This is a genomic window from Selenomonadales bacterium (assembly GCA_017442105.1).
Taxonomy (GTDB): Bacteria; Bacillota; Negativicutes; order RGIG982; family RGIG982; genus RGIG982.
Map to the genome: position 1 here is coordinate 1 of JAFSAX010000004.1, position 9,275 is coordinate 9,275.

The 9,275-nt window shown below is 52.7% G+C and carries 9 protein-coding genes; 8 read left to right on the plus strand and 1 reads right to left on the minus strand.

Annotation, left to right across the window (positions count from 1 at the left end):
• Positions 1–692 precede the first annotated feature (692 nt).
• From IJN28_00200 to IJN28_00230, 7 genes are all read left to right on the plus strand, one after another.
• On the plus strand, positions 693–1,085 hold the full coding sequence (locus tag IJN28_00200) for a YjbQ family protein (GenBank protein MBQ6712191.1): 393 nt from the start codon (positions 693–695) through the stop codon (positions 1,083–1,085).
• A 14-nt stretch (positions 1,086–1,099) separates the two neighbouring features.
• Positions 1,100–1,864: a hypothetical protein gene (locus IJN28_00205; GenBank protein ID MBQ6712192.1), complete on the plus strand. Its 765-nt coding sequence runs from the start codon at positions 1,100–1,102 to the stop codon at positions 1,862–1,864.
• Between the two features lie 95 nt (positions 1,865–1,959).
• Complete coding sequence (locus IJN28_00210; protein ID MBQ6712193.1) at positions 1,960–2,496, plus strand: rubrerythrin family protein; 537 nt, start codon at positions 1,960–1,962, stop codon at positions 2,494–2,496.
• Between the two features lie 794 nt (positions 2,497–3,290).
• Positions 3,291–3,722, plus strand: coding sequence for an Rrf2 family transcriptional regulator (locus IJN28_00215; GenBank protein ID MBQ6712194.1), 432 nt, complete (start codon positions 3,291–3,293; stop codon positions 3,720–3,722).
• Between the two features lie 45 nt (positions 3,723–3,767).
• Positions 3,768–5,135, plus strand: coding sequence for a cytochrome ubiquinol oxidase subunit I (locus IJN28_00220; protein MBQ6712195.1), 1,368 nt, complete (start codon positions 3,768–3,770; stop codon positions 5,133–5,135).
• Positions 5,126–6,133, plus strand: coding sequence for a cytochrome d ubiquinol oxidase subunit II (gene cydB, locus IJN28_00225; protein MBQ6712196.1), 1,008 nt, complete (start codon positions 5,126–5,128; stop codon positions 6,131–6,133). Before IJN28_00220 ends, cydB begins: the two co-directional genes overlap by 10 nt.
• A gap of 71 nt (positions 6,134–6,204) precedes the next feature.
• Positions 6,205–6,540, plus strand: a complete 336-nt coding sequence (locus IJN28_00230) for a hypothetical protein (protein ID MBQ6712197.1) — start codon at positions 6,205–6,207, stop codon at positions 6,538–6,540.
• 49 nt (positions 6,541–6,589) lie between these two features.
• Here IJN28_00230 and IJN28_00235 read toward each other — a convergent pair whose 3' ends face one another.
• Positions 6,590–7,159: a hypothetical protein gene (locus tag IJN28_00235; GenBank protein MBQ6712198.1), complete on the minus strand. Its 570-nt coding sequence runs from the start codon at positions 7,157–7,159 to the stop codon at positions 6,590–6,592.
• A gap of 239 nt (positions 7,160–7,398) precedes the next feature.
• Here IJN28_00235 and cydD point away from each other — a divergent pair, with 239 nt between their 5' ends.
• Positions 7,399–9,183: a thiol reductant ABC exporter subunit CydD gene (cydD, locus tag IJN28_00240; protein ID MBQ6712199.1), complete on the plus strand. Its 1,785-nt coding sequence runs from the start codon at positions 7,399–7,401 to the stop codon at positions 9,181–9,183.
• The last annotated feature ends 92 nt before the right edge of the window (positions 9,184–9,275 follow it).

Sequence of the window (9,275 nt, forward strand, 5' to 3'; positions counted from 1 at the left end):
CTGTTTGTGAGAGGCAGGACAAGTGTTACCAGTGGAGCCTTTGCCTGCCCTACTGAACAAGACGCCCAAGAACGACCCACCTTCCGCATAAGCTCACTATGAACGGAAGCACAAGACAAAAAGCAGTCAATAGAACTGCTCATACCGAAGAAGCGAGAGAGCGATGATCGTCCCCGATCTTTGATGACATGACCATGGCACGCATGGCATGAATGATATGTATGATAAGGCGCATCGCCTCCGCTCGACTTCACTTAGACAATAGCGGAATATCGGATGATACGATATCATCAGCAAAAGAGGACTGCCCAAAATGATGACAGAAGGACTACTGCGCGCATAGCCCTTCGTGGCAGACTCCTTGCAAAGACACGCTCCGACAGACGGTCACGCACAGCGCTTAGCACACAGTTTTTTGCCGAATCTGTCGGAGGGGAGCCTTTGTCGGGTCAATGACAAGCGAAGGGGAGAGTTTACTACCTTACCCTGCGCCGATACCCCCTGCCCAAAAACACGATTTGACCCTGCTGATTCCTGATTCCTTGATTCCTGATATTCTGATTCCTTGATTCCGTAGACTCTGCTTGTCGGAGATAGGGAGGCATTGGGCAAACTTATGGCAAGCTGTATGCGATGTCAGCACAGTGTGATATACTTAGATCAAACACACCTGACAGCAAAGGAGCATCGCCATGAGATACAGACTGACCATCGAAACGAAACGCGAGGAGATGAAAGACATCACGCGCACCGTAGCCGACTGCATTGGGCGCAGCGGCATCATGGACGGCATCTGCACTGTGTACTGTCCGCACACCACAGCTGCCATCACCATCAACGAAAACGCCGACCCTGATGTCATCCACGACATCCTCCTCGGACTTCGCCACACCTATCCCGACCGCAGAGAATTCCTCCACGCAGAAGGAAACAGCACCGCCCACCTCAAAGCCTCTACCTTCGGAGCCTCCGAAACGATTCTCATAGAAAGCGGCAGACCGCTCCTCGGTACGTGGCAGGGCATCTACTTCTGCGAATTTGACGGACCGCGCAGACGTACCTACTACGTCGATGTGCGCGCCTGAAAGGAGGACACATCATGTACACCAACAAGCTCAAGACCATCCTCGCCGAAGGAAACCCCATCTCGGGCTGTATGATACAGGGCTATATGCCCGCACTCGCCGAGATCGCGGGTCTGGCAGGATTCGACTTTCTCTTCCTCGATGCCGAGCACAGCGCGCTCAGCGTCACCGAATGTGAAAACATGGTACGCGCCGCCGAAGCACGCGATGTCGTACCGCTCGTCCGCATTCCCAACAACGACCACGACACCATCCTCCGCTACCTCGACTGCGGAGCGATGGGGCTTATCCTCCCCGGTATCCGAAATGCCGAAGAAGCACGCGCCGTCGTCCATGCCGCCAAATACTACCCAATGGGAGAGCGCGGCCTCAACGGCGTACGTGCCTCCGACTACGGTATGACCAAACCCCTCAGCGAATATACAGCCGATGCCAACCGCGAAACGATGCTCCTTGCCATCATCGAAAACCGCGACGCGATCGACAACCTCGACGACATCCTCGCCGTAGACGGCATCGACGGCATCATCTTAGGCGCATCAGACCTCTCCCAGTCGCTCGGCGTACCCGGACAAGGTCAGCACCCTCTCGTCCTTGAAGCCAAAGCACGCTTCATCGAAGCAGGCAAAAAATCAGGCAAACCGTTCGGCACCGTCGTCCGCGCAGGCGAATCCATCGACGCATACCGCAAAGAAGGCATGAAGATCCTCATGGTCAACGCCTACGCCTTGTTCGGTGGAGCCTGCAAAGCCTTCGTGAAAAATTTCAATAAAAAATAAAAATTAGTGGATAATCGTTATTGACAAGACGAAACCTCCATGGTATACTTGCATCAAGAGGTGAGGCAATCACCGAAAATGAGGAGGAATGAGAAATGGAATTGAAAGGTACCAGAACAGAAGCAAACTTGTGGGCAGCATTCGCAGGAGAGTCGCAGGCGCGTAACAAATACACCTACTACGCATCGAAAGCGAAAAAAGACGGCTATCAGCAGATCGCCGCGATCTTCGAAGAAACGGCTTCCAACGAAAAAGAGCACGCTAAAATTTGGTTCAAATTGCTCCACGGCGGTATTGCCGACACCATGACCAACTTGGCAGATGCAGCGTCGGGCGAACAGGATGAATGGACGAGCATGTATCCCGAGTTCGCAAAAGTAGCGCGAGAAGAAGGGTTCGATAAAATCGCTTACCTCTTCGACGAAGTAGCAAAAATCGAAAAAGAACATGAAGAACGCTATCGTGCGCTCATCGCCAACATCGAAGAAGGCAAAGTCTTCGTTCGCGAAGAACAACAGCTCTGGCATTGCCGTAACTGCGGTCATATCCACAGCGGTGCACAGGCTCCGGGCGTATGCCCTGTCTGCGACCACCCGCAGTCCTTCTTCCAGATCAAAGCAGAAAACTACTAATAACAACACCCCTAAAACAACTCAATATATATCCCCCCCAATTACAAAAAGGCCACCCGCGCTCGGGTGGTTCTTTTTTTGTGCGTGGGGTAGGGCAAGCAACTCGGCGATACTTATAGCGATGGGCGCATCTCTCCCTCCGTCATGGGTGACCCATGCCACCTCCCTCGTCAGAGGGAGGCACTAATACCACGATGCGTTGGCTTATACTGTGTACTTCGTTTTTATTCAAAACTCCCTCAATGGGTTCGGGTTCGTTAGGGAGTCCGAGGCGAAGTACGCGATGCGAGGGAGTGGAGCGCATTGTGTCGGATGTTTGAGCAAACGAATGTGATGCGAGTTCCGACACGCGGTCGTGTCATCTTGACTTATAATCAAGACACGACCGCTAGCGAAACGTAGGAGCGAGAACGTACTCCGAGGACGTACGTGGAACCTGAGAGCTTCTTTGCTTCTTTCTTGGGCGGTGCAAGAAAGAAGGGGAAGGAGAAGCGGAATATTATCGACAAGGTGTTCTTCGCCCCTGCGTCACAAAGAAAAGTAAAAGAGGAGGGAAGAGCTACCTGTTGTGATAAAGCATACCTTGCGAGCTTGATACGCACCGCAAAAAAACTCCACAGCATAAATCATTCCCTCTCCTTTCCTCCCTCCCCACACAAACGCACGCGCATAAAAAACTTACCCTGTTTCGTACATTTTTTCACGAATACGGGTTGCGCAATAATCACCGACATGGTATACTATGAATAGATAAGTCGTTTTGTAAACATTCAGGAATTATAGGTGGTGGTTGTATGCAGTTTAATGCGACGACAGATTATGCGTTCCGCGTTGCACTTCATCTGGCATGTGCGGGCGATCGCATCGTATCGCGCAGGGAGATCTCGGAGAGCAACAACGTAACGACGATGTTTTTGCAGAAGATCATGGCATCTTTGATGGAGGCGGGCTTGGTGACGAGCTATCGCGGTGCGAACGGTGGGTTCCGCCTGTCGCGTCCGGCAGGCGAGATCACGCTTCTCGATGTCTTGGAGGCGATGGAGGGCAAGGTGGTGCTCAATCGTTGTCTCGGCGATTACGGTTCGTGCTCGAGAAATGCGGCTCCGCGCTGTGCGGTGCATCGTTCTTTGACGAAGGTGCAGGACGTTTTTTGTGCGGCGATGTCACAGATCACGCTGGCGCGTCTGGCAGAAGATGAGCTTTCGCTTCATCATCATGAAGAATAAGAAATAAGATGAGAAAAAGAGATGATTTTAAAGGAGGAGTAAAAGATGGATGAGGTATTGTTGTCGCGTTGGCAGTTCGCCATTACGACGGTGTATCACTTTTTGTTTGTTCCGATCACGCTCGGTCTGGCATTTTTCATCGCGATGCTGGAAACGTGGTATGTGAAAACGGGTGAGGAGAAATATCGTGCTCTCACTCAGTTCTGGGGCAAAATTTTCTTGGTCAACTTTGCGATGGGTGTTGTAACAGGTATCGTGCAGGAGTTCCACTTCGGTATGAACTGGTCGGAATACGCTCGCTTTATGGGTGACGTGTTCGGCGCACCGCTGGCAATGGAGGCTCTGACGGCGTTCTTCCTCGAGTCGACGTTTTTGGGTATCTGGCTGTTCGGCTGGGATAAGCTGTCTAAGAAGGTACACGCACTGTGTATCTGGATCGTAGCATTCTCGTCGAGCTTGTCGGCGTTTTGGATCATCGTAGCGAACTCGTTCATGCAGAATCCGGTCGGTTTTGCGATTCAGAACGGTCGTGCGGAGATGGTAGACTTTGTTTCGCTTATCACGAACCCGTACGCGGCTTCGATGTATGTACATACGTGGACGAGTGCGCTGGCAACGGCAGGTGTCCTGATCGTAGCGGTCTGCGCGTATCAGATCCTTGCAGGTCGTCACGTTGAGATGTTCAAGTCGTGCATCAAGAGCGGTCTTGTGGTCGCTATGGTAGGTCTTCTTTCGGTCATGGGTACGGGTCATATGCAGGCGCAGATGATCCATGATTATCAGCCGATGAAGTCGGCGGCGACGGAAGCGATCTGGGATACGGTCGATCCGGCTCCGTTCTATCTGACGGCAACGATCGATGAAGAAAACGGTACAAATACAGACGGTATCAAAGTAGACGGTGCGCTCAGTGCACTTCTCTATAATAAATTCGAAGGCGAAGTCGTTGGTATGAACCAGCTGCAAGCCGAGTATGTAGAAAAATACGGCGAAGGCAATTATATCCCCGAAGTATCGGCGCTCTTCTGGTCGTTCCGCGCAATGGTCATCGCAGGTTCTGTGATGATGGCAGTCGTCGGTCTTGCATTCCTTGCGATGCTCTTCGGTCGCCTTGAAAGATATTCGCTTCTTCTGCGCGCGCTTATTCTGATGCTTCCGCTTCCGTTCATCGCGAATTCCTGCGGTTGGTTCGTAACGGAAGGCGGTCGTCAGCCGTGGATCGTATACGGATTGCAGAAAGTAGCGGACGCTGTGTCGCCGAATCTGACGACGACAGAGATCTGGATCAGTATGGTAGGCTTTACGCTCGTATATGCGGCTCTTATCGTAGTCGCACTTTGGATCGTGATAAAACATATTAAGACCTTCGGCATGACCGAAGAAGCGAAGAAGGGGGCATCGTTATGGAACTGAATGTAGTATGGTTCGTGCTGGTAGCAGTACTTTTCATCGGGTTCTTCTTCCTGGAAGGATTCGACTACGGTGTCGGTATGCTTGTGAAGCTTCTCGGCCGTGACGATACGGAACGCGGTATGCTCGTCCGCACGATCGGCCCTGTATGGGACGGCAACGAGGTATGGATGATCACGGCGGGCGGTGCGATGTTCGCGGCTTTCCCGCACGTGTATGCAACGATGTTCAGCGGATTCTATCTTGCACTGTTCGTTCTTCTCCTTGCGCTCATTATGCGCGGTGTCGCGTTTGAGTTCCGCGCGCAGGATAAAAGCCCTGCATGGCGCAATTTCTGGGACTGGTCGATCTTCTTCGGCAGTGCTGTCCCTGCACTCCTCTGGGGCGTGGCGGTAGCCAACCTCATCGCAGGTGTGCCCATCAATGAAAAAATGATCTACGTAGGTACGTTCTTTGACCTGCTCACGCCGTACACGCTCGTGACAGGCGTCGCGTTCCTCCTCGTATTCCTCTATCACGGCAGCGCGTTCGTTACGCTCAAAGTCGTTGAGCCTCTCGCAGGCAGAGCACGCGACATGGCACTCTATGCGGGCGGTCTTGCCCTCTTCGCGGCAGTCGCTTGCCTCGGTCTGACGGCTCTCTACACCGATGCGATGACAAGCGCACCTGCACTCATCGCGTTCGTCCTCGCGGCGATCCTTCTCGTCCTGTCGTACCTCTGTATGCTGTTCGATGCGTGCAAAAAAGCCTTCATCTTCTCGTCGCTCTCTATCGCGATGCTGACGGTAGGCTTCTTCGCAGGACTGTTCCCGCGCCTGATGGTATCGAGCCTCAATCCTGAATGGAGCCTTACCATCTACAACGCGGCATCCACACCGTATACGCTCAAGATCATGACCATTGCGGCTGTCTGCCTCGTGCCGATCGTCTTGGCATATCAGATCTGGACGTACTGGGTATTCAGAAAACGCGTCACTCCGTTTGACGACGCACACTATTAAAAACAACAAGGTCGCCTGTCCCACGCGGGGCGGCGACCCTTCTGCTATCACTTGAAAAGGAGCGTGATAATATGCGTTCGGACTTACTTCTCACCTTAACGGGACACAAGACAGCTCTGCCGCGTGACAAATACGGCAGACCGATCATGAGCGGCCCGCATGAGAATATCCTCATCAAAATGGCACTCGAAGAACAAAAAGAATCGCCCGACATGACGCAGTTCACCGCAGAGATGTTCGAGCTTGACGAAATGATATTCCGCCTCGCGTGCAAAAAACTCGACTCCGAAGGCTGGATAACAGGTGCTGTATTTGAACTCGACGACCGCGGCTTCCCGACGAGCATCGACCTTACGAACGTACGCCTCACCGACGAAGGCAGAGCGTTCGAAAAACAGCTCGGTTGATAACTGTACAGTAAATAAAAAAAGCTGACGATGTGTCAGCTTTTTTTATTTATGTCGTTTTCATCTTATATAAGATATACGCGAATATCGCATAAGCATATGCCTCGCACAGCTCCTCGACGAGTGCCGTATTCGCATGCGGGATCAGGTGGAACTTTTCTGCGTCTGCCGAAACAAATGCCGTTACAGCAAGCAAAGCGTGAAGCGGAAGGGACATATCGTGCGTGTGGAAATAGTGCACGATCTTACCGCGGATGATAAGTACGATGATAGAGAGCATCGTCACAGCGACAAGCGGATAGACGATCGGCCCGTACGGAAGGGATTTTACCGGCGGAAAGTTGCCGTTTGCCATCGGCGGGAAGAATACGCGCCCCCAGCTGAGCTCACGCCCTGTAAGGAGTAAGCAGAACAAGAAGCCTGCTATCCATAACAGGCGTACAGACCCTTCGCTATGGCGTACTTTGGACAGACAGATGAGCGTGGCTGCGACGAGCAGGAACACTTGCAGATTTTCTATGATACCGTTCTCGTCAGCGAGCGAGGACGGAAGGAGCGTATCGGCTCCCATGACCAATGCGAGCAGAAGAACGAGCCCGCCGAAAAATTGATATGACATATAGTGATTCCTCCGATAAAGGATAAAAATAATTACCATTTTTTAATTAATGATGCCGACAGTCAATAATGATGTACGAATATCGCTATTATACGCAGAAAACCGAATCTTGTCAAGAAATGAAAACTTTATTTGCGGGAATGGGTAGCGTAATGAATACCAATATGGTATAATATAAACAGAATAACGGTATCGTGAAAGATACCGAACAGACAGAGATAGAGCAAGGAGAATTCCCGATGGATAGACGAGAGGAAAAGAAGCGGATGGAACAAGGCGAAGAGAATACGAAGGGGATGCATCGTCGTCTGATGAAGGAGGTGCGTGCGGACCGCGGTAAGCTTATCATGCTTTTGGTGCTTGGTGTGGTCAGTGCGCTTGCGATCGGTGCATCTTTTTGGGCGATGGCGAATATCACGAACGAGGTGTTTTTAAACGGTGCGGGGCTTGATACGCTCTATGGCTGGTTCGCGGTTTTGTTTGGTGCGCTCGTTCTGCGCGGTGCGCTTTCGGCGGCAGAGGGCTGGCAGGCAGGGCGTATCACCTCGTCGATGACGGCACATTTTCGAAAGATGTTGTTTGACGCGCTTCATCGCGGAGGGCCTGCTTTCTTGTCGGGTGAGGCTGTCGGTGAGCTGGCTTCGTCTGCGCTTCGCGGTGTGGGGCAGGTCGCGCTCTATTATGCGCATTTTCTTCCGCAGGCGGCGCGTACGGCTGTTATCGTACCGCTGATGGTCATTATGGTGGCACCGTTTGACTTGTCGAGTGCAGGGCTTCTTCTTATCACGATACCGCTTCTGCCTGTATTTATGATGCTGATCGGGCTTCTCGCCAAACGTGAATCGCGCCGTCAATGGCACGCGCTTCGTCATCTCGGTGCGCATCTTTATGATGTGATAGACGGCCTTGGTACGCTGAAGCTGTTCGGCAGAAGCCGTGAGCAGGCAGCTGTCGTCGAGCGCATGAGCAAGGAGTTTTCCGATGCGACGCTCCGCGTGCTTCGTGTGGCGTTTTTGTCGGCGTTTATCTTGGAGCTTGTCACGACGATGGCGACGGCCGTTATCGCGGTGTCGATCGGGCTTCGTCTTGTGTGGGGCAACATGATATTCCTTGATGCGTTTTTCGTTTTGCTCCTTATTCCCGAGTGCTACCTCCCGCTTCGCAAGCTCGGTGCGCAGTTCCATACGGCTGTCGTCAGCCTGCCTGCGGCATCGAGATTGTTCTCGCTTATCGATTCGGTCGAGGACGAGGGATGGACAGGCAGTCGTACGGTCGATATCTGCGGTGCGCCGCGTATGGTGTTCGATGATGTGCGCTACCGTTATCCGCAAGGGGCAGACGGCACGGACGCGCTAAATGGTGCAAGTCTTGTGATAGAGGCAGGCAAAACGACGGCGATCGTGGGAAAAAGCGGCAGCGGCAAGACGACGATGCTGAAATTGGCATCGGGTCTGGCGAAAGCGAGCGGAGGGCAAGTGCTCTTACATGATATTCCTCTTACGGAGATCAATGAAGCTCTCGTGCGCGATCATATCGCGTATGTGGCGCAGTTTCCGCATATGTTCCGCATGACGGTGGCAGATAATATCGCACTCAAGGGTGATGTTGATATGGTGCGCGTACGCGAGGCATCTCGCCTTGCGGGAGCAGACGACTTTATCGAGATGCTTCCCGATGGGTACGATACGATGATAGGAGATGGCGGTCATGCGCTTTCGGGCGGTGAAGTACGTCGCATCGCGCTGGCGAGAGCGTTTTATCAAGGTGGGTCGGTGCTTCTCCTTGATGAATGGACGGAGGGGCTTGATGCGCTGACGGAGGCGCGTGTGCAGTCGGCACTTGATAAGCTGACATCAGGCAAGACGGTCGTCGTCGTGGCGCATCGCCTCGAGACGGCTTCGCGTGCCGATTATGTAGCGGTGATGGAAGATGGTCGTGTGACAGAGTATGGTACGCCTGACGAGCTTTTGGCCGCGGGCGGTCAGTATGCACAGATGATGGGCAGAGAGGAGGAAGAAGCATGAATGTATATGTAAAAGGCGTGTTCGGTATCCTCTTGGGCTTTCTTACCATCGGCATGGGGGCAGGCCTTCTTGCATCGGCATCGTATCTGATC

What these genes read in the sequence shown, in the direction of transcription:
- IJN28_00210 (MBQ6712193.1), top strand. Translation starts at nt 1,960, where the DNA reads ATGGAATTGAAAGGTACCAGAACAGAAGCAAACTTGTGGGCAGCATTC.
- IJN28_00200 (MBQ6712191.1), top strand. Translation starts at nt 693, where the DNA reads ATGAGATACAGACTGACCATCGAAACGAAACGCGAGGAGATGAAAGAC.
- IJN28_00205 (MBQ6712192.1), top strand. Translation starts at nt 1,100, where the DNA reads ATGTACACCAACAAGCTCAAGACCATCCTCGCCGAAGGAAACCCCATC.
- IJN28_00230 (MBQ6712197.1), top strand. Translation starts at nt 6,205, where the DNA reads ATGCGTTCGGACTTACTTCTCACCTTAACGGGACACAAGACAGCTCTG.
- cydB (MBQ6712196.1), top strand. Translation starts at nt 5,126, where the DNA reads ATGGAACTGAATGTAGTATGGTTCGTGCTGGTAGCAGTACTTTTCATC.
- IJN28_00215 (MBQ6712194.1), top strand. Translation starts at nt 3,291, where the DNA reads ATGCAGTTTAATGCGACGACAGATTATGCGTTCCGCGTTGCACTTCAT.
- cydD (MBQ6712199.1), top strand. Translation starts at nt 7,399, where the DNA reads ATGGATAGACGAGAGGAAAAGAAGCGGATGGAACAAGGCGAAGAGAAT.
- IJN28_00220 (MBQ6712195.1), top strand. Translation starts at nt 3,768, where the DNA reads ATGGATGAGGTATTGTTGTCGCGTTGGCAGTTCGCCATTACGACGGTG.
- IJN28_00235 (MBQ6712198.1), bottom strand. Translation starts at nt 7,159, where the DNA reads ATGTCATATCAATTTTTCGGCGGGCTCGTTCTTCTGCTCGCATTGGTC.